We start from the raw sequence: 25,227 nt of genomic DNA, 5'->3' as shown, positions 1-25,227 counted from the left end.
TCGATGGGTGAAGTGCCTGTGCCCACGCTGGTGGTCTTGCGTGCTTGCATCGAAAGGAACTGTTCGTGACAGCTGGTATGACATTTGCCCGACATGCGCCCAGTTCCGCACAGGATCACTCGTTTGAATCTCGGAGCGCCATGACATCGCTGCCCGAGCTGCTCGCTCGCCGCGCGGAGGAGCTCGGCGACGCGCCTGCGTACATTCATTCTCACGAAGGCGAGGAGGAGACGGCGGCGCTCTCGTTCGCCGCGCTACACGCCCGCGCTCGAACGATCGCCGCCTTCCTCCGGAAACACTATCCTCCGAGGAGCCGCGTCCTCCTCCTGTTCGCCCCTGGGCTCGATTTCATCGAGGCGTTCTTCGGCTGCCTGTTAGCGGACATGGTGGCCGTCCCCACCTCCCTTCCGCGACCGAATCAGGCGGAGTCTCGGTTCGACGCCATCACGGCCGACTGTGCTCCTGCGTGCGCGCTCACCTCGCGACCCATGCCGCGGGAGAGGAGCGCATCGACCTCGCGCTCCGGGTTGACCATTCACACGCTGCCCATTCACACGCTGCCCATTTACAAGCTGGAAGAGTGCTCCTCGGGCACCGCCGCCGAGCGCACCGACGCCGGGCGTGCCGACGGCGCGCCTGGCGCGCCCGATGACGTCGCGTACCTCCAATATACCTCCGGCTCGACCTCCAGCCCCAAGGGCGTGATGGTCAGCCATCGCAACGTCCTGCAGAACTGCCGCATGCTCGCCGACGGGTTCGGGATCGAGGGCGGCGACACCTTCGTCAGCTGGCTGCCCCACTTTCACGATCTGGGGCTGATCCACGGGATCATGCTGCCGCTCTTCGTGGGCGGCAGATGCTACAGCATGCCTCCGGCGTCGTTCATCTTCCGGCCCATGCGCTGGCTCGAGGCGCTGTCGCGCCACCGCGGCCACCATAGCGCTGCTCCGAACTTCGCCTTCGATCTCTGCGTGACGAGCTCGACCGCCGAGCAGCGCGCCCGGCTCGATCTGTCCGCGTGGAAGACGGTGATCAACGGGGCCGAGCCCGTCCGCGTGGGGACCCTCGCGCGCTTCCTCGCGGCCTTCGCGCCGAGCGGATTCCGGCCCGACGCGCTGCGACCCTCCTATGGCCTGGCAGAGGCGACGCTGGGGGTCAGCGTCTCGCCGAGGCGCCCGCCGCGCGTCGTCAAGGTGAGCTCCACGGCGCTGCAAGAGGGGCGGGTGCGCGCCCGCTCCGCCGCGGAGACCGACGCGCAGGAGCTCGTGAGCTGCGGCCGACCCCTGGCCGACACGCGCGTCGCGATCGTCGATCCAGCCAGCGGAGAGCCCGCCCCGGATCTGCAGATAGGCGAGGTGTGGGTCGAGAGCAGCGCGGTCGTGAGCGGCTACTGGCAGAACCCGGAGGCCACCCGCGCCTCGTTCGGCGCGCGGCTGCGCGGGGCGGGCGACCTGCGCTTCCTGCGGACCGGCGATCTCGGGTTCTTGCAGGACGGGGAGCTGTTCATCACAGGACGGCTCAAGGACGTCATCATCGTCCGGGGACGCAATTACTATCCGCAGGACATCGAGCTCGCGGTGTGCTCCGCCCACGAGGCCTTTGCCCCCGACGGGGGAGCAGCCTTCTCGGTGGGCCTCGAGGACGGGGTGAGCCTCCCTGTCGAGGATCCGGAGGCGATCGTCGTCTGCCAGGAGATCAAGCGCGGGCAGCGCGGGCTCGACCTCGAGGCGCTCGCGCGCGCCGCGCGGCGCGCCGTGGCGCAGCAGTTCGGGCTGCCCGTGCACGCGGTCGTGCTCCTCCCCCCGCGCCGCCTCCCCAAGACCACGAGCGGGAAAGTGCAGCGAAGGGCGTGCAAGGCGGCTTTCTTGCGCGGTGAGCTGGAGCCCCTCGGCGTGTTCCACGGCGCGCCGACGCGCGATGGAGCGCCCGGCGCGGCCGCGGCGCAGGACGGGGCCGCCGCGGCGCAGGACGGGGCCGCCGCGGCGCAGGACGGGGCCGCCGCGGCGCAGGACGGGGCCGCCGCGGCGCAGGACGGGGCCGCCGTGGCGGCCGGCGCGCAGCCCAGCGAGTCGGGCTGTACCGCGCGCCTCGAGGCGCTCGTGGGAGAGATCCTTCAGCTGGACGCCGCGCAGCTGCGCTGGGACGTGCCGCTCGTCGAGGTCGGGCTCGAGTCGGTCAAGGCGATCCAGCTCGCGGAGCGCATCGCCAGGCTCAGCGGCAGGCAGATCTCGCCGGTGAGTTTGATCGAGGGAATGACGTTGACCGAGCTTCTGCGCCTGATCGCCGAGCCGTCGCCGCCGGGCGGCCGCGAGGGCGAGGCCCCCCTCGTCAGCCCAGGCGACGACGACCCGGAGGCCCCCTTCGCCCAGACCGACGTTCAACGGGCGTACCTGGTCGGGCGCGAGAGCGCCTTCGACCTCGGGGGCGTCGGCTGTCACGGCTACCTCGAGCGGGAGTGCGACGGACTGGATCTCGAGCGCTTCGAGCGAGCGTGGAATCGGGTCATCGCCCGGCACGGGATGCTCCGGTCCGTGTTCACCGAAGACGGGCTCCAGCGAGCGCAGCGGACGGTGCCCCGCTTCGAGCCGAAGGTCTGGGACCTCCGCGCGATGACGCCGGCCGACGCCGACCGGGCGCTCGATGACATCCGTCATCGGCTGTCCCACCGCGTGTTCACGCCCACGGAATGGCCCCTGTTTGACGTCGCCGTGTCGCTCCTTCCAGACGGCCGGCGCCGCGTGCACATCAACCTGGATCTCCTCGCGCTCGACGCCTGGAGCTGCGGGATCGTCTCGCGCGATCTGGAGCGCTTCTACGAGCAACCGGAGATCGAGCTCCCGCCGCTCGGCGTGACCTTCCGGGACTGCATCGTCGATGCGGAGCGCCATCGACAGACACCGGAGTACGAGCGCTCGCTCTCGTACTGGCGCGAACGCGTGGCGAGCCTCCCCCCCGCGCCCGACCTGCCGCTCGCCAGGAAGCCTCGAGACGTCACGCCCCCCCGGTTCGTGCGGCACGAGGGGCGCCTCGACCGGTCCGCGTGGGAATCGCTGAAGAGCCGGGCGAAGTCGAGCCGCCTCACGCCTTCGGCCGTCGTCCTCGCGGCGTTCGCCCAGGTGCTCGGGAGGTGGAGCGCCCGCCCGGAGTTCTCGCTCACGCTGACGTCGTTCGAGCGTCCGCCGCTGCACGAGGACGTCTCGGAGATCGTCGGCGACTTCACCACGGTGGTGCTCCTGGGCTTCGACGTGGGCCGGCACCGGGGGGTCGCCGAGCTGGCCCGCGCCACCCAGGACCAGATCTGGAGGGCGATCGAGCACCGGCGCGCGGGGGCGATCCCGGCGCTCCGCCAGCTGCGCGCGCCGAGCGTCCCCGTGGTGTTCACCAGCCTGCTCGGCCAGGGAGGGGCCGAGCCGCAATCGCTGTTCTCCTGGCTCGGCAAGGAGGTCTTCATGGTCACCCAGACGCCGCAGGTGTGGCTCGATCATCAGGTGACCGAGGACCAGGGCGACCTCGCGTTCTCCTGGGATGTCGTCGAGGGGCTCTTCCCCGAGGGGATGGTCGCAGCGATGCTCGAGTCCTATCTCGATCTGCTCGCGCGGCTGGCGCGGGGCGACGAGGCGTTCCAGCGGGCGAGGGTCGCGCTCCCGATCTCGCAGCAGGCGGCGCGCGCCGAGGTGAACCGGACGCAGCGGGCCGCGCCGGACGAGCTGCTCCACGCGGCGTTCCTCCGGAGCGCGGCGGCCCGCGGCGAGTCGCCCGCGGTGATCGCGCCCGAGGGGAGCATCACCTACGGGGAGCTCGACCGGCGGAGCAGCGCCCTCGGCCGAGCCTTGCGGGCCCGCGGCGCGCGCCCCAATACCCTCGTCGCCGTCGCCTGCGAGAAGGGCGTGGCGCAGGCGCTCGGGACGCTCGGCATCCTCAAGTCCGGGGCTGCCTACGTGCCCGTGGATCCGACCTGGCCCCGAGAGCGGATCTGGGGAATCCTCGAGCAGGCCGCGGCGCGGATCGTCCTCACCCAGGCGCGGTTCGCGGAGCCGGCCCGGTGGCCCGCGGGGACGATCGTCGTGCCCCTGGACGCGCCGGGCGGACCGTCAGAGGACGAGTCGCCCCTCGAGGCCGTTCAGCGGGCTGACGACCTGGCCTACGTCATCTTCACCTCGGGCTCGACGGGAAGGCCGAAGGGAGTGGCGATTGACCACCTCGGCGCCGTGAACACCATCGCGGACGTGAACGCGCGCCTCGGCGTGAATGCCTCCGATCGCGTCCTGTCGCTCTCGTCGCTCGCCTTCGATCTGTCGGTCTACGACCTCTTCGGCCTGTGGGCGGCGGGGGGCGCCGTGGTGCTGCCCGAGCCGGCCCGGCTGCGCGATCCCGGCCACTGGGAGGAGCTGATGTCCCGGCACGGCGTGACGCTCTGGAACACCGTCCCGGCGCTCATGCAGATGCTCGTCGAGCACCGGGCGCGCCGCTCGGGCGCCCCCGCGCCCCTGCGCGCCGCGCTCCTCAGCGGGGACTGGATCCCCGTGACCCTGCCCGATCGCATCCGTGAGACGTTCCCGGGCGCGTCGGTGCTGAGCCTCGGCGGGGCGACGGAGGCGTCGATCTGGTCCATCGCCTACCCGATCACCCACGTGGAGCCGAGCTGGAAGAGCATCCCTTACGGCAAGCCGCTCGCGAACCAGCGGTTCTACGTGCTCGACCGGGCGATGGAGCCGTGTCCCGACGGGGTGTCCGGGCGCCTCTACATCGGCGGCACGGGCCTCGCGCGCGGGTACTGGCGCGACGAGGAGAGGACGCGCGAGCGCTTCGTGACGCACCCGGAGACCGGCGAGCGACTGTACTGGACCGGCGACCTGGGACGCTGGCTGCCGGACGGGAACATCGAGTTCCTGGGACGCGAGGACTTCCAGGTGAAGGTGCAAGGGCACAGGATCGAGCTCGAGGAGATCGAGGCCGCGCTGCTCCAGCACCCCGGCGTGGCGAGCGCCGCCGTCTCGGTGGGGAGCACGGCGAGCGGTGGAAAGCGGCTGATCGCCCATGTCGTCCCGGCCCCGGGCAGGGCGCTCGAGACCCCCGCGCTGCGGGCGTTCATCGCCTCGAAGCTCCCGGACTACATGGTGCCGAGCGCCTTCGTGGAGCTGCCCCGCCTCCCCCTCACCAGCAACGGCAAGGTCGATCGCAGCGCCCTCCGCGATCCGGGGCGCGAGTCCGGCGTGGAGGCGCCACCCGGCGAGCCTCCGCCGGGCGTCGCGGCCGATCCGGCGCTCGCGCCCGGACTCGAGGAGCTGCTCCGCGAGCACCCGAGCGTCGAGGCAGCGAGGGTGGAGCGCGCGGCCGGCGAGCGAGCCGGGCTGGTCGCGTACGTGACGGCCCGGGAGGGCGCGGCGGACTCGACCTTATCCTTGCTGCAGGATCCGATCGCGCGGCTGAAGTACAAGCTGAGCAAGCCGGCGCAGCGCGACGATCTCTCCGGGGCTGCCATCCCGCTGCTCGCCCGCGCGCGCACGGACGAGGAGCTCTCGGCGTTCGCGCGGCGGCGCAGCTATCGCCAGTTCGGGAGCGAGCCCATCGCCTTCGAACGCCTGGCGCACTTCCTGCGGCAGCTGTCTCCGGTGAGGCTGCCAGGCTATCCGCTCGCCAAGCAGCTCTACTCCTCGGCGGGCAACCTGTATCCGGTGCACGCGTACCTGTATGTGAAGCGGGATCGCATCGAGCGGGTCCCCGGCGGCACATACTACTTTCACCCGGAGCGTGAGCAGCTGGTCACGATCCAGCTCGGCGCGCACATCGATCGCTCGGTCCACGGAGGCCCCAACGGGCAGGCGTTCGACAGCTCGGCCTTCAGCGTCTATCTCGTGGCGGACCTCGGCGCGATCGAGCCGGTGTACGGCAGCCGGGCGCGGGATCTGTGCCTCATGGAGGCCGGCATCCTCGCCCATCTGCTCGAGTCGACGGCGCCGGACCACCAGATCGGTCTCTGTCAGACGGGCGGATTCGACTTCGCGCAGGTCGCCCACCTCTTCCAGGTCGGCCCGCGGTACGAGTACCTCCACGGCCTCGTCGGGGGGGCCATCTCGGCCTCGGACACCACCGTCGAGGCGCTGGCCCGCGAGTCGGCGGCGCTGGGGGCCATGGTCGATGCCGCGAGCCGCGCTGCGTGGTCGCAGGGCCCCGCCCTGGCGAGGCCGGAGCGGCTGCGCGATCGGCTCGCGCGAGCGCTCTCGTCGTACATCGCGGAGCGCTGGACGGAGCAGCCCGTCAGCGTGGTGGTCGTCGACAGGCTCCCTGGCTCGGCGGGGGGCGCGCGGCGAGCGGTCCTGGAGGACGCGCCGCCGCGCGCGGAGCAGGCCTGGACGAGGCCCGCCGCGGAGCTCCCGGCCAGGGGGGAAGCCGACGAGCACCCTGGCCAGGAGCCGCCCGCGCGGCGCTCGATCCCGGGGCGAACGCCGCAACCCGTGGCGCTGGATCAGGCGAGGACCGCCGCCGTCGCGGGAGACGGGCTGGAGAGCGCCATCGCCCAGATCTGGGCCGAGGTGCTCAAGCGACTGCAGGTCGGACACGACGACAACTTCTTCGACCTCGGGGGCGACTCGCTCCTGCTCGTCAGCATGGCGCGGCACATCCGCGAGCGCTTCGGAAGGGATGTGTCGTTGATCAACCTGTTCGAGCATCCGACGGTGTCTCAACAGGCGGCCTACCTGAGGACCCTCGGGGTGAGCTCGACCGCCTCGGCGAAAGGCGAGGATGCCGCGGAGGGCGAGGCCGCGCCGGTCGCGGCGGAGAGCGGCCGGTTCAACGCCATCGCCGCGCGCGCCCGGCGGCAGCGCGAGCGAGGTCTGGAGCGGCGCGCGCTCGCGTCGTTCGCGCCGGAACAGGCCTCGCGCCGGGACGAGCCGGAGGATTGAACGATGCAGGACCTCGGAGATCTGGGCGACGCCATCGCGATCATCGGGCTGAGCGGGCGATTCCCGCAGGCGAACGATCCGGAGGCGTTCTGGAGGAACCTGCGCGACGGCAGGGAGTCCATCACCCGCTTCACGGAAGAGGAGCTGCTCGCCGCCGGGGTCCCTCGCGCCCTGGTGAGGGACCCGGGCTACGTCAAGGCACGACCTTGCCTCGACAGGCCGGAGTGGTTCGACGCCGACTTCTTCGGATACAGCGAGCGGGAGGCGCAGTGGATCGATCCGCAGCAGCGGCTGTTCCTCGAGTGCGCGTACGAGGCGCTCGAGGGCGCAGGGTACGACGCCGAGCGGTACCCTGGCTGGATCGGCGTCTTCGCCGGCGCCATGATGAACTCGTATCTTCATTCGCACCACCGCGCGCTGCTCCAGAAGTTCGAGTCATCCGAGGCGATGCAGCTCCTGATCGCGAGCGACAAGGACTATCTGACCACGCGCGTCGCGTACAAGCTCAACCTCAAGGGCCCGAGCATCAGCGTCCAGACGGCCTGCTCGACCGGGCTCGCGGCGGTCCATCAGGCATGCCAGAGCCTGCGCGCCGTCGAGTGCGACATGGCGATCGCGGGCGCGGCGTCGGTGATGTTCCCGGAGCGGCGCGGGTACTTCTACGAGAAGGGCGGGCCGTGCTCTCCCGACGGTCACTGCCGTCCTTTCGACGCCGACGCCGCGGGCACTGTGTTCGGCGATGCGGTCGGGGTCGTCGTGCTCAAGCGGCTCGAGGACGCGATCGAGCAGGGCGACTTCATCCACGCGATCGTCCTCGGGTCCGCGACGAACAACGACGGCGCCGCCAAGGTCGGGTACACCGCCCCGAGCGTCGACGGGCAGGCCTCGGTGATCGTGATGGCGCACGAGGTGGCCGGCGTCCGGCCGGACACCATCGATTACGTCGAGGCGCACGGGACCGGCACATCGCTGGGCGACCCCATCGAGGTCCGCGCCCTGGAGCAAGCCTTCCGGCGCGCTTCCGCCCCGCTCCGCCGGTGCGCCCTCGGCTCGGTGAAAGGGAACGTGGGCCACTCGAACACGGCGGCCGGCATCGTCGGGCTCATCAAGACGGTGCTGGCGCTCCGGCACGCGCAGATCCCGGCCACGCTCCACTACCGGCGACCCAACGCGGAGATCGACTTCGACAGCTCCCCTTTTCACGTGAACACGGAGCTCCGCGCCTGGCCGAGGGACAACGGCCCTCGGCGAGCCGGCGTGAGCTCGTTCGGCATCGGGGGGGCGAACGTACACGCGGTCCTCCAGGAAGGTCCCGCCTACCAGCCGACCCCCGCGGGAGAGAGCGAGATCCTGGTGCTGTCGGCCCGGAGCGAGGCGGCCCTGGCGCAGGTGCGATCGCGCCTCGCGGAGCACCTCGAGGGGCGCCCGGAGATCTCCTTGCGCGACGCGGCGTTCACGCTGCTCGAGGGGAGGCGGCGGTTCTGGCACCGCGATTTCGTCGTCGCGTCCTCGTCGGCCGACGCCGTCGCGCGGCTGCGCAAGCCCGGGCCAGGGCGCGTGGCGCAGCGGGGCGCCGCCGGCGTGGTGATGCTGTTCACCGGACAGGGGAGCCAGCACCCCGGAATGGGCCGGTCGCTGTACGAGGAGCACGCCGTCGTCCGGGAGACGGTGGATGAGTGCGCCGAGAGGCTCCGGCCGCTCCTTGGCCGCGACCTGCGAGCGCTGCTGTTCAACGGCCCGGCCGACGAGCTCCGGGAGACGGAGGTCGCCCAGCCGGCGTTGTTCGTCGTCGAGTACGCCGCGGCGCGGCTGCTCGAGTCGTGGGGAGCGCGCCCCGCGGCGCTCCTCGGGCACAGCGTCGGCGAGCTCGTCGCGGCCTGCGTCGCGGGGGTGTTCTCGCTCGAGGACGGACTCCGGGCGGTCGCGGTGCGCGCGAGGTTGATGCAGTCGCTGCCGCGCGGGGCGATGCTCGCGGTGCCGCTGTCCGAGGGGGCGCTGCTCGAGAGCCTGCCGGCGGAGCTGTCGCTCGCCGCGGTGAACGCGCCCGAGCTGTGCGTCGTCTCCGGCGCCGAGGCGGCCGTCGCGAGATACGAGGCGCAGCTCGGCGCGCGCGGGATCAAGGGACGCCGGCTCCAGACCTCCCACGCCTTCCACTCCGCCGCGACCGAGCCGATCCTGGACGAGTTCCGCAGGGCCATGGCGGGGATCACGCTGCGCGAACCCCGGATACCCGTCCTCTCCAACGTCACCGGCGGTTGGATGACGGCCGCGATGGCGCGAAGCGCCCAGTACTGGGCTGACCACCTGCGGCGCGCGGTCCGCTTCGGAGACGGGGTCAAGGCGGTGCTCGAGGGCGGAGGACCGCACCTCTTCGTGGAGGTCGGGCCCGGCTCGACCTTGTGCTCGCTCGTGCGCGCGGGGCTCGGAGGGAACGCGGAGAGCGCCGCCATTCCGCTGCTGCCCGGGCCTGGCGACGCCGCGAAGGGCCGGCGCGTGCTGCTCGAGGCGGCCGGCGAGCTGTGGGCGCGCGGCGCCGACCTGCGCTGGCAAGCGGTGTTCCCGGACGCCCGGGCGCGCCGGGTCCCCTTGCCTACCTACCCCTTCGAGCGGAGGCGCCACGCGGTCGAGGACGGCGTATCGGAGCCGCCCATGAGCGCGGAGGAGACGACGGCTCCCGAGGGCGCGGAGGACGCCGGCGGTGCGCGGCTGTTCCGGCTCCGCTGGTCTCGTCTCCACGAAGCCGCCTCGGGTTCCCGGCCAGCGGACGAGGCGCCGTGGCTGCTCCTCACCGACGCAGGCGAGAGCGCGGGCGCGCTGGAAGCGCACGTCCGCGACTCGGGCGCTCGCGTGATCACGGCCCGCCCTGGGCCGGCGTTCGCCGCGTCGGGGGCCTTCGCGTTCGTCCTGCGCCCCGACAGCGAGGAGGACTTCCGGGCGCTGCTCTCGACCCTCGACGGCCAAGGCACCTTCCCCCGGCGCATCGTCCACCTGTGGAGCGCGCTGGGGGAGCCGGGCAAGAGCGCTGAAGAGAGCCTGCGGCGGGGCTTGCTCAGCGTGTGCGCCGTTTCGCGGAGCCTCGGCGCCGCGCCGCCAGGGGCCGAGATCGAGCTCGCGGTCGTGACCCGGGGAGCCCACGCGATCGCCGGCGAGACCACCCCTTCGCCGGACCACGCCGCGCTCATCGGCCTTTGCCGCAGCCTGGGCAACGAGCTCGCCGGCGTCCGCTGTCGCGTCGTCGATGTGCTCCTGCCGCGGGACGGGGAGACGAACGCGCCGTGGGCGCGGTCCGTCTTCCGGGAGCTCGCGGGCGCGCCGGAGCACGACCTCGTGCTCCTGCGCGCACAACAGCGCTGGGTTCCGGCGTTCGAGGCGATCTCTCCTCCGTCGCCAGCGGCGGAGTCGTCGCGCTTGCGGCGAGGGGGCGTCTACCTGATCACGGGCGCCTTCGGTGGGATCGGGCTGCGTCTCGCCGAGCACCTCGCGCGCACCTGGTCGGCGAAGCTCGTGCTGATGGGGAGAACGCCGCTCCCGCCGCGATCGGAGTGGTCGAGCTACCGGGAGCGCGACGAGGCGCTGGCCGCGGTCGCCGAGATCCTCGAGGCGCTGGAGCGGATGGAGGCGCAGGGGACAGAGCTCCTCGTCGCCGCCGGGGACGTGGCCGAGCCGCGGGACGTGGCGCGCGCGTTCGCCGAGGCGAGGGCCCGTTTCGGGCGCGTCGACGGGGTCTTCCACGGCGCCGGGGTCCCGGGCGCCGGACCGCTCCAGGCGCGGACGAACGAGGAGATCTGCCAGGTGCTGTCGCCGAAGACCACCGGGACACGGAACCTCGCCGACCAGCTCGGCCAGGAGCGGGAGCAGCCCTTTCTGGTGCTGTTCTCGTCGACGTTCTCCCATCTCGGGGCGATCGGCCAGGCGGACTACGCTGCCGCGAATGCGTACCTCGACGCCTTCGCCGGGGCGCACCAGAGCGCGACCGGCCACCCGAGCTTCGCCGTCGCGTGGGACGGCTGGGAGCAGGTCGGCATGGCGGCGCGGGCCGGAGTCACCCGGCCGGGGCCGTTGCCGCCGGGGCCGAGGTCGACCCCGCGGGGGCCGCACCCGCTGATCGACCGGGTCGAAGGCGGGACGCTCGGGCCGCGGGCGTTCCACAAGCGGTTCAGCCTGGCGCGCGACTGGCCTGTCGTGGAGCACCGGACGCAGCACGCCGGGCTCGTCTCCGGCACGACCCTGCTCGAGATGGCGCGGGCCGCGGCCACGCTCTCGGGGGTGGGCGCCGTGGAGCTGCACGAGGTCCGCTTCCACGCGCCCTGCCGCGTGGAGGACGGGGCGCCGCAGGACGTCTGTCTCGCGACCGAGCGAAACGGGACGCGGACCGAATTCTCGATCTTCGCTCCGGGCCCCACCGGGACCAGGGAGCGGCTCGCGTCAGGCTACTGGACGCCTGCTCTCGACGAGGCGCGCGAGCGGGCGCCGGTCGAATCGATCCGGCGGCGCTGCCGCCCGGCGGCCGCCCGGCAGCTCTTCGAGGCCGTCAACGCGAGCCGCTTGCTGCGGTGGGGACCTCGCTGGGACTGCGTCGAATCTCTCCATCTCGGGGAGGACGAGGCCCTCGCCGACATCCGTCTTCGCCCGGAGTTCGCGGCGGACCTGTCCGTGTACGGCTTGCATCCAGCGCTGCTCGACGTGGCCACCTCGCTGACCGCCGTGCTCGATCCTCGCGGGGTCTATCTCCCCGCGGGGTATGGCCGCGTGGTCTGCCTGGCGTCCACTCCATCGAGGCTGTTCAGCCATGTTCGCCTGCGCCGAGAGGAGACCGAGCCTGGCCGTGTGCTCTCCGCGGACGTGACCCTGCTCGACGAGCAAGAGCGGGTCATCGCCGACGTGACCCGCTTCGTCCTCCAGCGCGTCCACGGCGGCGCCGGAGCCGCCCTCTCCGCGCCGTCGCAGCGGACGTCGCGCGGCATCGCCCCGGAAGACGGGATGAGGGCCATCGAGCAGATCCTCGCCCTCACCGGGCCCGAGCAGATCGTGGTCTCGCCGCGCGACTTCCCTGCCCTCGCCGAGCAGCAGCGCCGCGCCCGGCTGGAGCCCTCCGCAGGTCCGCGGCGGCCCCTCGGCGACGATGAGCGACCTCGCGACGAGATCGAGCGCGTCTTGTGCTCGCAGTGGGAGGAGCTGCTCGGCCGGCGGCCGATCGGCATCCACGACGAGTTCTTCAGCCTCGGCGGCCACTCGCTCCTGGCGATCCAGGTCCTCTCGCGGGTGAAGGAGGCGTTCGACGTCGATCTACCGAAACAGGACATGTTCGAGGGGGCGACCGTCGCGGGGCTCGCCGAGAAGATCACGAGCGCTCTCGCCGAGCGTCTCGCGATGCTCGAGTCGATGACAGACGCCGCCGCGCCCGGCGAGCCGTCCTGAACCACGAACGCACCGGAACCGGAACCGGGAGAGGAACGTCAACTTGAGCGAGCTGCAGCAGCGGATCAAGGGCCTGTCGTCCGAGGAGCTCAAGGCGCTCGTCGCGAAGCTGAAGGGACAACGTCCGTCCGGCGGCGGAGCGGCGGCGGGGCCGCAGCGGACCGGGACGCAGTCGAGGTTCCCCCTGTCGTTCGCGCAGCAGCGGCTCTGGTTCCTGTACCGGTACGAGCCCGACAGCCCTGCATACAATCTCCACGGGGCGGCGCGCCTCCGGGGCTCGCTCGACGTGGCGGCGCTCGAGCGGGCGATCTCGCTCCTCGCGGAGCGGCACGAGATCTTGCGGACGCGCTTCGGCGAGGACGCCGAGGACGCCTATCAGGAGGTGCTGCCAGCGTCCGGCGTCGCCGTGGCGGTCACCGACCTCTCCACGATGGCGCCGGCGGACCGCGAGCGCGAGCTCGTCCTCCGGTGCGCGGAGATCGCCCATGCGCCCTTCGCGCTGGAGCGGGGCGACCTCCTCCGGGCAGCCCTCTTTCGCCTGACCGCGCAGGAGCACGTCCTGCTCATGGCGACGCATCACATCGCCAGCGATCACTGGACCTGGGGCGTGCTGCTCCGGGACCTCGCCGCGCTCTACAACGAGCTGGCCGCGGGGCGCGCCCCGCGGCTGCCCGAGCTGCCCGTCCGGTATGGCGATCACGCCGTCTGGCAGCGAGGCCAGTGGAGCCAGGAGCGCCTTCAACGAGAGCTCGCGCACTGGAAGGACCGGCTGCGCGGCGCGCCGGCGCTCCTCGAGCTCCCGCTGGACCGGCCGCGCCCGGCCGCGCAGGCGCACCGGGGAGCGAAGGCGTCGCTCACGCTGTCACCCCGGCTCTCCGCGGCGGTGAAGGCGCTGTGCCAGCGGGAGGGCGTCACCCTCTTCATGACGCTCCTCGCCGCGTACCAGACCCTCCTCTGTCGCGTCACGCAGAAGCTCGATGTCGTGGTCGGGTCGCCCGTCGCCGGGCGGACGCGGCGGGAGATCGAGCCGCTCGCCGGCATGTTCGTCAACAACCTCGCGCTCCGCGCCGACCTCTCGGACAACCCCAGCTTCGTCGAGCTTCTCCGCCGGACGAAGCGCGACGTGCTCGACGCCTTCGCGCACGACGATCTGCCGTTCGAGCTGCTCGTGGAGGCGCTGCAACCCGAGAGGAGCACATCCCACGCGGCGCTGTTCCAGACCCTGTTCATCCTGCAGACAGCGGCGGCCGATCTGCCGGTCTTCACCGGGCTCACGCTCGAGCCGGTCGAGGTGCCGGTGACGACGTCGAAATACGACTGGACCGTCGAGGCCTGGGACCGCCCGCAGGGCATCCGGCTCGATCTGGAGTACGACACCGATCTGTTCCGCCGCGAGACGGTGGACCGGATGCTCAGGAGCTATGAGGCGCTCCTGCGCGCGGCGGCCGCGCGCCCCGACGCGCGCGCGCTCGATCTGCCGGTCGTACACGAGGACGACGCGCGACTCCTCGAGGAATGGAACCGGACGGAGCGCCCTTTCCCCGAGGATCTCTGTGTGCACGAGCTCTTCGAGCGGCAGGCGCGGCGCCATCCGGAGCGCGTCGCGCTCGCGTTCGGTGATGACGAGATCACCTACGGAGAGCTCGACCGCGCCTCCGCCTGTCTCGCGCGCCGGCTGCGCGCGATGGGCGTCGGCCCGGACGTCCCGGTGGCGATCTGCATGGAGCGGTCGCTCGATCTCGTCATCGGGCTGCTCGCGATCCTGAGATCGGGCGGCGCCTACGTGCCCCTGGATCCCGCGCTGCCGGGCGAGCGCATCGCCTATATCCTGCGCGATCTCGGGACCGCCTTCCTGCTCACGCAGCGCGCGCTGCGACGCTCGCCCGCCGGCGAGCCGCAGCGGACGGTGTTCTTCGAGGATCTCACCGCGGCGGCCGGCCTGGCCGAGGAGCCGCTCGTGCCTCCGCCCTGCAGCCGGGATCTCGCCTACATCATCTATACGTCGGGCTCGACCGGATACCCCAAAGGCGTACAGGTCGAGCACCGCAGCGTCGTGAATTTCCTTGAGGCGATGCGGGACAGGCCCGGTCTCGACGCCGGCGACGTGATGCTGTCGGTGACCACGGCGTCGTTCGATATCTCCGTCCTGGAGCTGTTTCTGCCGCTGAGCGTCGGCGGAAGGACGGTCCTCGTGTCCGCCGCCGAGGCGCGGGACGGCACCGCGCTCCTGCGAGCGCTGGAGAGCTCGGGAGCGACGGTCATGCAGGCGACGCCGAGCACCTGGCGTCTCCTGCTCGCGGCGGGGTGGACCGGCAGCCCGCACCTCCGCGCGCTGGCAGGCGGGGAGGCGCTTCCGCCGGACCTCGCCCGGGAGCTCAGCGCGCGCGCGGGTTGCCTCTGGAACCTGTATGGCCCGACGGAGACGACCGTGTGGTCCGCCGCGGTGCGCGTCGACGATCCGGGCAGGATCACCCTGGGATCCCCGATCGCCAACACGCGGATCTACATCCTGGATGAGCGGCGCGAGCCGCTCCCGATCGGCGTGGCCGGGGAGCTGTACATCGGCGGAGCGGGCCTGGCCCGCGGCTACCATGGCCGGCCCGACCTGACCCGGGAGCGGTTCGTCGAGGACCCGTTCTCGGCGGCGCCGGGCGCGCGGATGTACCGGACCGGCGACCTGGCGCGGATCACGCAGGACGGGCTGCTCGAGTTCCTCGGGCGGATCGATCATCAGGTGAAGATCCGCGGCTTCCGCGTCGAGCTCGGCGAGATCGAGGCGACCCTGGCGCGCCACCCCGGCGTCAGGGAGTGCGTCTGCGCGGCGCACCGGGACCCGGTGGGCGAGTCGGTGCTCGTTGCCTATTACGTGCCCGCGGCGGAGCGGGTGAGCCCCGACGCGCTCAGGGCGCACGCGCGCGCGTTCTTGCCCGAAGCCATGCTCCCGGCGCGCTTCGTCGAGCTGCCCCGGCTGCCGCAGACACCGAACGGCAAGATCGACCGCAAGGCGCTCCCGGGCCCGGACGCGCTGGAGCGCGCGCCGGCGCGCGATCGGCAGGCGCCGGCGACCGAAACGGAGCGGCTCGTGGCCGCCGTGTGGGAGGAGCTCCTCGGGCGCGCGCCGGACCGGACCGACCGTTTCTTCGAGCTCGGGGGCCACTCGCTGCTCGCGATGCGCGTCGTCTCCCGCATCCGCGAGCGAGCGGGCGTCGAGGTGCCGCTCCGGTGGCTGTTCGACACGCCGGCGCTCGCCGACCTGGCTCGGCGGATCGAGCAGATCGCGCGTCCCTCGACGCGTCCGGCGCTGCGCCCCCGCGACCCGGGCGGGGTGATCCCGCTGTCGTACGCGCAGACGCGGCTCTGGTTCCTGGACCGGCTGGCGCCCGGGACAGGGGCCTACAACGTCGGTGGCGCGGCCGAGATCGCGGGGCCTCTGTGCGCGCGCTCCCTCGAGCGCGCGCTCCATGCCCTCATCGAGCGGCACGAGGCCCTCCGCACCGTGTTCCGCGTCGTGGACGGGGCTCCCGTCCAGATCGTCCAGCCGTCAGCGCAGCTCGACTTCGAGGAGATCGATCACCGGCGCCTGGCGCTCGCTCCGGACGCGCGCGAGGCGGCGGCGCTCGCGCGGCTGCGGCGGATGGCCGGGCGCCCGTTCGACCTCGCCAGAGGTCCCCTGGTGCGGGCCGAGCTCGCGCAGATCGACGACGAGCGGTACCTGTTCGCGTTCGCGATGCACCACATCGTGACGGACGGCTGGTCGCACGAGATCTTCGTCCGCGAGCTCGCCGCCGCCTACGAAGCGATCTCGACGGGCGAGCGCCCGCGCTGGGGAGCGCTCCCGGTCCAGCACGGCGACTACGCGGTCCACGAGCGGCGGCGCTGGGACGAGGCGGCGCGGGGCGAGGAGATCGCGTTCTGGAAGGCCGAGCTCGCGGGCGCCAGTCAAACGCTCGATCTCCCGACGGATCACCCTCGCCCCGCGGAGAAGCGGTATCAGGGGGCGCGGCACCACTTCCGCCTCTCGCGAGCGCTGACGGAGGCCGTCGAGGGCCTCGGCCGCGAGCGCGGCGTGACGCCGTTCATGGTCTTGATGGGCGGGTTCCTCGCGCTGCTCCATCGGCTCAGCGGGCAGGAGGACCTCCTCGTCGGGACGCCGATCGCGGGGCGCGATCACCGCGAGCTCGAGGGCGTCATCGGGTGCTTCGTCAACACTCTTGTCTTTCGCGGCGATCTCCGGGACGACCCGCCCTTCAGCGAGCTCCTCACGCGGGTGCGCAGCACGGCGGTGCGGGTGTTCGCGCACGCGGACATCCCCTTCGAGCGGCTCGTCAACGCCGTTCGGCCGGAGCGAGACCTCGGCCGGACTCCGCTGTTTCAGGTGATGTTCGCCTTCCAGCCCAAGGTGCCCGCGCCGATCGCGCTGGGGCGGGCGCGGGTGACGCCGATCGACCTCGATCCCGGGACATCGCAGTACGACATCACCCTGTCGATGCAGCACGACGGAGCGACCCTGAGCGGTCATATCGAGTACGACACGGCGCTGTTCCGCGAGGCGACGATCGCGCGCCATGCCGAGCTCCTCCAGCGCCTCCTCACCGAGGCGGCGCGTGAGCCCGACAGGAGGGTCTCGGCGCTCCTCCGCGGCGACGCGCTCGGCCCCGCGACGGCAGCGGCTGCGCGCCGGGCGCTCTCGGCGCCCGCGCTCCCGTTCGTGCGGAGCGACCCTGCGGGGGAGCCTCCTCGGCTCGTCCGCCGCGCCCGGCGCGTCGATGCCGGGCTCATCCGCGGTATCGAGGCGCGCGCGGCGCTCCTCGGCGTGAGCCCGGGGGCGGCCGTCGTCGCCGCCTTCGCGCAGGCGGTCGCCGCGTGGAGCACGTCGCCGCTGGCCGTCGTGGTCGGCGCGTCGGGCGAGCCGCCGGACGGCGCGCTGTCCGTCTCGATCGGCGCGGGGAGCGGCCGGATCGAGGTGAGCCGCGGTGGCGAGACGCCGTTCGTCGATCTCGCCCGGTCCGTCGACGAGGCGATCGCGCTCGTCGCGCCCGGGACGCGAGCGCCGGACGAAGGCGCGCGTCACCCCGGCGCGACGGCCGTCAGGCTGCAGGTCCCCGCGCCCCTCCGGTCCGAGCGAGGTGGACAGGACACGCAGGCTCCCTGCATCGAGCACGAGATCCGGCAGGACGAGGGGGGCTTCGCGCTGAGCTCCAGCGCCGCCGACGATCTGTTCCCTGAAGGCCTCGCGGTGGATCTCCTGGAGGCGTACGAGGCGCTCCTGAGCCGCCTCGCTCGGGACGACGCGTCCTGGACCAGGGCGGCGACCATCGAGCTCCCGGAGCGGCAGCGCGCCGTCCGCGCCAGCGTCAACGGCACCACGCGCGAGGTCTCGAGCGACCTCCTGCACAGCGGGTTCGTGCGGCAAGCGGCGCTGCGGCCCTCCGCACCGGCGGTCATCAGCCCCGAGAGGACGTTGACCTACGGGGAGCTCGATCGGCGGAGCAGCGCGCTCGCCCGGCGCCTTCGCGCGCTCGGAGCCCGACCGAACGCGCTCGTCGCGGTGGCCGCGGCGAAGGGATGGGCGCAGATCGTGGCGATCCTGGCGGCCCTCAAATCGGGGGCGGCGTACCTGCCCGTCGATCCGGAGTGGCCCGTCGAGCGGATCCGCGCGACCCTGGATCAGGGGCAGGTGGAGATCGTCCTCACGCAGGAGCGTCTTGCCTCCTCGCTGGCCTGGCCCGAGGCCGTGCGCCTGATCGCTGTCGACGACGACAGCGCGTTCGCGTCGGAGGACGACAGCCCGATCGCGGCGGTCCAGGGGCCGGACGATCTCGCCTACGTGCTGTTCACGTCGGGCTCGACGGGCACGCCAAAGGGCGTGGCGCTCGATCACCGCGGCCCGCTGAACACGGTCCTCGAGATCAACGAACGATTCCAGGTCTCCCCGTCGGATCGCGCCCTCGCGCTCTCGGCCGCTCACTTCGATCTCTCCGTGTACGACGTGTTCGGGCTGCTCGGCGCCGGAGGCGCCCTGGTCATCCCCTCACCCGAGGGCGCGCGGGATCCGGCCTACTTCCGGCACCTCATCGAGACCCACCAGATCACGGTCTGGAACTCGGTGCCCGCGCTGATGCAGATGTTCGTCGAGCACCTCGGCGGCGGTCCCCGGGCGTGTCCCTCGCTCCGCTGGGTCATCCTGAGCGGCGACTGGATCCCCGTGTCCCTGCCCGATCAGATCCGCCGCGCCTGTCCGGGGGCCCGGGTCATCGGGGCGGGCGGGCCGACCGAGACCTCGATCTGGTCGATCTTCTATCCCGTCGGTGAGGTGGACCCGACCTGGAAGAGCATCCCTTACGGCAAGCCCCTCCCGAACCAGCGTGTCCACGTGCTCGACGAGCGCATGCAGCCGTGTCCCGACTGGGTCGTCGGCCGCATGTACGTCGGTGGGATCTGCCTCGCCCGCGGCTACTATCGGGATCCCGCGCAGACCGCGGAGCGCTTCCTCGAGCACCCGGAGACGGGCGAGCGGCTCTACTGGACTGGCGATCTCGGGCGATCCCTCCCGGACGGGAACATCGAGCTCATCGGACGGGAGGACTTCCAGGTGAAGATCCAGGGAAACCGCATCGAGCTCGGGGAGATCGAAGCCGCGCTGGCGCAGCATCCCGGGGTCAGGCAAGCGGTTGTGTGCGTGGAGTCGACCCCGAGCGGGGCCAGGCGCCTCGTCGCCTGCTACGTGGCTGAACGGGGCGCGACGCTCGAGCCGCGCGTCCTGGAGGAGGTCGTCGCCGCGAGGCTGCCGCGGTACATGGTGCCCGGCGCGTGGGTCGCGCTGGAGCGCATGCCTCTGACGGCCAACGGCAAGGTCGATCGGAGAGCGGTCCTCGATCTTGCTCTCCAGCAACGCCATGGGGCGAGCGCGGCCTACCGGGCGCCGTCGTCGGAGGCGGAGCGCCGGATGGCCGCGCTCTGGGCCGGCGTCCTCAAGCTGGATCGGGTGGGCGTGGACGACAATTTCTTCGCGCTCGGCGGGGATTCGCTCCTTGGCATCGCGCTGGTGGAGCGGGCGCGGGAGGCGGGGCTCGACATCACGCCGAGGCAGCTCTTCCAGCACCAGACGATCGCGCGCCTGGCGACCGCGTGCGCCTCCCTGGACCGCGCGGAGGGCGACGTAGAACGAGAGGTCGGGGAGCAACCGCTCACCGTCCTCCAGCGCTGGTATCTGGAGCAGGCTCACGAGCGCACCCGCCCGGCGCGCTGGAACGTGAACCTGCTGCTCGAGGCCGTGGCGCCGCTCGATCTCGACAGGCTCGCGCGCGCTTCGCTGATCCTCGTGAACCGCCACGAGGCGCTCCGCGCGCGCTTCGAGCGCGCCCCGAGCGGCTTTCGCCAGGTGATCGACGAGCCGTGGGCCGAGGCGCCGTTCGCCTGCGTGGATCTATCGAGGGTCCCGGAGGATCAGCGCCGGGCCGAGCTCGAGCGGCACTGCGATCGCATGCAGGACGAGTACGAGCTCGAGCGCGGGCGGCTGTTCCGGATCGTGTTCTTCCGGTGGGACGAGCAGGGGCGAGGCCGGTTGTGGCTCAACGCGCACCACCTCGTGGTCGACTGGCTATCGATGATGATCGCCGCGCTCGACCTGCAATCCCTCTACGATGAGCTCGCGACGACGGCCGCGCCCCGCCTGCCGCCCAGGGGCGCCTCGCCCGGCCGCTGGACGCGCGCGCTCGAGCGGTGGGTGAACGACGAGATCCTGCCGAACGAGCGCGACTACTGGCTCTCGCTGCCCTGGGACGAGATCGACCTCCTCCCGGCGGACCATCCGGCGACCCGCCATCTCTATACCGTGGAGTCGGTCCGCGATCACTGGGCGTCGCTCCCCGAGCAGGAGTCCCAGGTCATCTTGCGCGACCTGCCGGCGCGCTTCGGGGTGAGCACGGAGAACGCGCTCATCGCCGCGGTCCTCCGCGGCGTGACCGCCTGGACGGGCCGCTCCTTGCAGGACATCATGGTCCTGAACTCGGGGCGTGATCTGATGCCCCACCGCGCGGAGCTCGACGCGTCGCGCACGGTGGGCTGGCTGAGCGCCGAGCGGGTGCTCGTGCTCCGGCGCCCGAGCCAGCGAGAGCCCCTCGCGGCGCTGCTCGACCTGAGCCGGCAGATCGATCGCATCCCGAACGGGGGCCATGGCTACAACCTCCTCAGGTACCTCGGCGGTGACGCCCGGCTCAGCGCGGAGCTCGGGCGGCTCCGGAAGCGACCGGGGATCCTGTTCAACTACCAGGGGCGCATCGAGCCGCCTGCGCAGGGCTCGATCTTGCGCGTGGCGAATGAGTCCACGGGGTATGACGAGGCGGCGACGAACCTGCGGTTCAACCTGTTCGAGTGCCACGTCCTGGTCCGTGGAGAGGCCCTGATGTTCCGGTGGCGCTACAGCGCAAACGTGCATGCGCCAGCGACCGCGGAGAGGGTCGCCGGCGACGTCATCGACGATTTGATGGCGATCGCGCGCGCGTGCCGGTGAGCGGAGCCCGCGCTCGTGTGCGCGCGGCGGCGCGAGGGACGGACACAACCCATACGGATGAGCCAACATGAAGACGTTCGCAATCGAATTGCCTGACCAGAGGGTCGTTCACGATCGCGTCCCCGACATGGCGAGGACCCTGCACCTCCAGGTGCAGGGCTACTTCAGGCCTCGCGTGCAGAGCCTCCTGGCCGGCGGAGAGGTGACGGTGATCGACGTCGGCGCGAACATCGGCCTCTTCGCGCTCGAGGTGCTGAAGCGCACCGGCGGACGGGCGCGGCTCCACTGTTTCGAGCCGATCCCCGAGACCTTCGAGCTCCTCCGGATGAACCTGGGGTCGTCCGGATCGGAGCGCGTGCGCCTGCACCGCGCGGGCCTCGGTCGCACCGCGGGCGCCGCGACGTTCCACTACGCTCCGCGCCAGAGCGCCATCTCGAGCATGTACGACATGATGGCGAGCGACGACAAGCAGGCCACGCTCGCGGCCATCTACGACGAACGGATCCGGGAGAAGCACCACGCGGATCTGCCGGCCTACATGACGCACCTCCCGCGCGCGGTGAACTCGGTGCTCATCGACTGTCATGCGTGGTGGATGAGGCGCGGTATGAAGCGCGTGGAATGCGAGCTCACGACGCTGTCCGATCTCATCGAACGGGAGCAGATCGGGCACATCGACTTGCTCAAGATCGACGCCGAGAAGGCCGAGATCGACGTGCTGGAAGGCATTCGCCCCGGCGACTGGGGCAGGATCCGGGCCGTCGTCCTCGAGCTGCACGACTTCGGCGGGAGAGGCGAGCGCGTCCGGCGGATGCTGCGCGATCAAGGGTTCGAGGTGGAGACCGATCAGATCTGCCCCGAGGACGTGATCATCACCATGGCGGGGTACCGGTAGCGTGCGGGGGAGCGCCGGCCTCGGAGCGCTCGACGCCTCCCCCCTCACCGGCTCCCCCCCTCCCCCGCCGTCAATGGCCGGCAGCAGGCAGAAGGCGCACCACGCGCTGCGACCAGAGCTCGATCAGCTCGGCGATCACCGCCTCCCGGCCCGTCACGTCGTCGAGCAGTTCGCGGAGCCGCTTCCGGCCGTCGGCCCGCCACAGGACCTCGAACGTCTCGGCGGAGACAGGGTACGTCGCGTCGTTGTAGGTCGTGACGATCGCGCGCTCGACCTCGTGGCCGCCCGGCGTGGGGCCTCGCAGCGAGCGCAGCTTCACGAAGGCAGGAAACGAGAGGACGAGCTCCGCATACGCCGACGGCGGCGCCGGCTTCTTGTGGACGAGGTAGTCGCCGACGACGAGCTTGTCGAGCCGCGTCGTCAGAAAACAGGTCACGCAGTCGTCGACCGAGTCGACGATCGGCTCGGCGTTGTTGTTGAACGAGGTGTTGAGCACCACCGGTACGCCGGTGATGTCGCCGAAGGCCCGGATGAGCTGCCAGAAGCGCGGGTTCGTGCGCCTGGAGACCGTCTGGACCCGCGCGGTCCCGTCCACGTGGGTGATGGCGCCGAGCTGCTGTCGCTTGTGCTCGTGGACGGGCACCGTGAAGACCATGAAGGGCATGGCCTCCGCGCCGCCGAGATCGAAATAGTCGCGCGCGTCCTCCTCGGTCACGGAGGGCGCGAAGGGCCGGAACTCCTCGCGCTTCTTCACCATCGCGTTGATGATGTCCTTGTTCGCCGCCGGCCGGGGATCCGCCACGATGCTGCGGTTGCCGAGCGCGCGGGGGCCGAACTCGGACCGGCCCTGCGCCCACCCGATCACGCTCCCCGCCGCGATCAGCTCGGCGGCCGCCTTGGGCGCGTCGGCGAGCTCCTCCACGCTGATGAAATCGCGCCACGCGTCGAGCGCCCCTCGCACCTCGGCCCGCTCGCCGATGTGCCTTCCCCAGTACAGATGGCTGATCGCGGGCGGTCGCCGCGCCGGAGCCTTTCGCGTGTGCACGGCCATGGCCGAGCCGAGCGCGCAGCCGGCGTCGTGCGCGGCTGGCTGGACGAACACCCGCTCGAACAGCCCGGAGCGGAGGATCTTCCCGTTCAATGTGCAGTTGTGCGCGACGCCGCCCGCGAAGCAGAGGCTCGCCTGTCCGGTCTCGCGCTGGAAGTGCCGCAGGCAATGAAAGACGATGGTCTCGAGCGCCTCCTGGAGCGAGGCGGCGATGTCCTTGTGGTCCTGCGTGATCGGCTCCCGCGGGGCGCGCGGCCGGATCACGTCGTGGAGATCGGCGATCTTGTCGGAGTCGATGACCCACGCGCCCTCCGGGAGCAGCGTATACGTCGCCTGGAGCAGCGCCCGGTACCTGCGCGGATCGCCGTACGGGGCGAGCCCCATGACCTTGTACTCGTCGAACAGCGAGAACCCGAGGAAACGTATCACCTGGACGTAGAAATTGCCCAGCGAGTCCCGTTCCGCGATGTCTCTCAACGAGTGAAGCTCGCCGCGGGAGCCGACGGAGACGGACCCCGACTCGCCGTCGCCGCTGCCATCCAGCGTCAAGACCAGGCTGCTCTCGTACCCCGAGCCGATCAGGGCGCTCATCGCGTGGGCCGTGTGGTGCTTCACGAACTGGATGCGCTCGGGCTCCACGTCGACGCCGAACTCGGCGAGCACGAGGCGCCTCATGACGTCGTGCGCCGTGCGCAGCTCGGGGTCGGCGGAGAAGAGCCCGCGCTTCACCGCGGCGTTGCACCAGTCTTCGCTGATGTAAAAGCAGATGTAGTCCACGTCGTCGACGCGGAGCCCCCGGCTCTCCAGGCAGAAGCGCGCTGCCTGGAAGGGCGCCTTGTTCGAGTGCTTGAGGCGGTTCAGCCGCTCTTGCTCGATCGCCGCGACCACCTCCCCGTCCTCGAGGAGGACGGCGGCGCCATCGTGCGACGTCGCCGCGTTGAACGCTGGTCTCGGATAACCCTGATGGTCCGGCTCGTGGCCGCCGCTTATTCCAAGGATTCGCATGAATGGAGGGTAGCATTCGAATGCGTTAAGTAAACCATCGTCGATGAGCAAATCGACGCGCGAGCATGGCTATCAACGCGATATTCGATCGGTGCATTGGACGCGCCGAACGAGGCTTCTTCCATTCGTGTTTCTGCCGGAGCCGTGCCGCAGCCCGCCCGCGGCGATCACCGCGCGATACCGCGGAGCTGCAGCTCGCCGCCCGGCGAGCGCGCCGCGACCACCGTGATCGTCGCCGAGGCCGACGGCCCGAACAGATCGAGCCCCGCGAGGCCGGGCACCTCGGCCGCGGGCGCCGAGAGATCCGCCGGCCTCCGCCTCAAGGACGCCTCGCCCACCTCGGCCCGCTCCACCCACTCGACGAGCTCGCCGCGGACCGCGGGAAGCACGTACGGCGCGCCCGCCATCTCGATGCTCGCCGCCATGGCGTCGCCGCTCCCAGGAGCGGCGATGTCCCCGATCAGCAGATCGAAGTGCTCGAACTTGGGCTCCGGATGAATCCACGCCCAGTCGAGATAGGCTACCCTCTCTCCGGCGCCGAGCATCGGGAACGCCTGTTTGCCCTCGCGGGAGCGCGGTGAGGCGCGCCCCGTGCGTCGATCATAGACCACGATGTCCGCGAGATCGCGCTCGTCCTGGTCGAAGCGGCCGTCGGGATCCTCGGAGAAATCAGCGAAGGCGACGTGCGTCGCCGAGATGTCCGGAAAACGCTGCTGCCCCGGGCCGGACGCGATGCGGACCGCCTCGGCCTGGCCGGGCTCGTACAGGAAGATGTCCGTGTCGCCCGCCTCGTCCGCGGTCAGCCAGCCCGTCAGCACCACCGCGTCTCCCTCCACGCGCGGCTCGCCTGCGTGATCGAACGGGCCGGGGATCGTCCCGGTCTCGCCCCCCCAGCGCGCGCGCACCACGCGTGTTCCATTCTCCGTCGCCTCCCAGGCCACGACGTCGCCGGCGAGCGCAGGCCGGCGGGGCTCCTCCGCGGCGGGCGCGAGGAGGAGCTCCTCGCCCGTGCCGAGATCACGCAGCTTCAGATCGCCGCTCGCGTCGCCGGCCGCGGGCGCCGCGACGTAGACGAGCCAGCAGCCGTCGATCGCGTAGGCGGGAGCTCCGGGCGCCTGCGGGGCGTCTGTATCGACGCTCGAGGCGAAGACGGCGACGCCGTCGGCCGCGGAGGCATCGCACGCAGCGGGCGAGGGCGGCGCGGCGGGGGCGCCAGCTCCTTCGTCGACGGCCGCGGGCGAGCAGCCCGCGACGAGCAGCGCGAGGGCGAACCGCCCGCTCCATCCACGGCGAGAGCTCGGCTCTGGATGGCAGGGGCGCGGGAAGATTGGAAAGAGCATTTTTCCTGCCGCGCGGCCTTGCTGGTGCTCCTCCTCGAGCCTCGATGTATTCAGTGCTCCGGAACCGCTGCCCTTCATAAAGAGTCCTCCAGTACTGCGTCGGG

General features: G+C 71.7%; 6 protein-coding genes and 2 pseudogenes. 6 read left to right on the top strand and 2 right to left on the bottom strand.

Features of this window, described 5'->3' with window-relative positions; all coding sequences use genetic code 11:
* Positions 1 to 77: 77 nt before the first annotated feature.
* The 6 genes and pseudogenes from WME85_RS19570 to WME85_RS19545 form a co-directional block, all read left to right on the top strand.
* Positions 78 to 3,611, top strand: a pseudogene (locus tag WME85_RS19570) (AMP-binding protein); the annotation flags it as partial.
* A gap of 63 nt (positions 3,612 to 3,674) precedes the next feature.
* Positions 3,675 to 5,198 (top strand): annotated as a pseudogene (locus WME85_RS19565) (amino acid adenylation domain-containing protein); the annotation flags it as partial.
* 15 nt (positions 5,199 to 5,213) lie between these two features.
* Positions 5,214 to 6,905 (top strand): phosphopantetheine-binding protein, encoded by a 1,692-nt coding sequence (locus tag WME85_RS19560; protein ID WP_437842328.1) that lies wholly within the window; start codon positions 5,214 to 5,216, stop codon positions 6,903 to 6,905.
* 3 nt (positions 6,906 to 6,908) lie between these two features.
* The gene (locus WME85_RS19555) at positions 6,909 to 12,323 is read left to right on the top strand and encodes an SDR family NAD(P)-dependent oxidoreductase (protein ID WP_437840157.1); all 5,415 of its coding nucleotides are present in this window, start codon (positions 6,909 to 6,911) and stop codon (positions 12,321 to 12,323) included.
* 43 nt (positions 12,324 to 12,366) lie between these two features.
* Positions 12,367 to 20,835, top strand: coding sequence for an amino acid adenylation domain-containing protein (locus WME85_RS19550; RefSeq protein WP_437840156.1), 8,469 nt, complete (start codon positions 12,367 to 12,369; stop codon positions 20,833 to 20,835).
* Positions 20,836 to 20,902: 67 nt separating this feature from the next.
* Positions 20,903 to 21,730, top strand: a complete 828-nt coding sequence (locus WME85_RS19545) for an FkbM family methyltransferase (protein ID WP_437840155.1) — start codon at positions 20,903 to 20,905, stop codon at positions 21,728 to 21,730.
* 70 nt (positions 21,731 to 21,800) lie between these two features.
* Here WME85_RS19545 and WME85_RS19540 read toward each other — a convergent pair whose 3' ends face one another.
* Together WME85_RS19540 and WME85_RS19535 are read right to left on the bottom strand one after the other, a co-directional pair.
* On the bottom strand, positions 21,801 to 23,783 hold the full coding sequence (locus tag WME85_RS19540) for a carbamoyltransferase family protein (protein WP_437840153.1): 1,983 nt from the start codon (positions 23,781 to 23,783) through the stop codon (positions 21,801 to 21,803).
* A gap of 167 nt (positions 23,784 to 23,950) precedes the next feature.
* On the bottom strand, positions 23,951 to 25,123 hold the full coding sequence (locus WME85_RS19535) for a hypothetical protein (protein ID WP_437840152.1): 1,173 nt from the start codon (positions 25,121 to 25,123) through the stop codon (positions 23,951 to 23,953).
* Between the last annotated feature and the right edge of the window lie 104 nt (positions 25,124 to 25,227).

Source organism: Sorangium sp. So ce1153 (genome assembly GCF_051521595.1).
Lineage (GTDB): Bacteria > Myxococcota_A > Polyangia > Polyangiales > Polyangiaceae > Sorangium.
The sequence above is the reverse complement of the archived record's forward strand: the minus strand, read 5'-3'. Positions and strand labels throughout refer to the sequence as shown.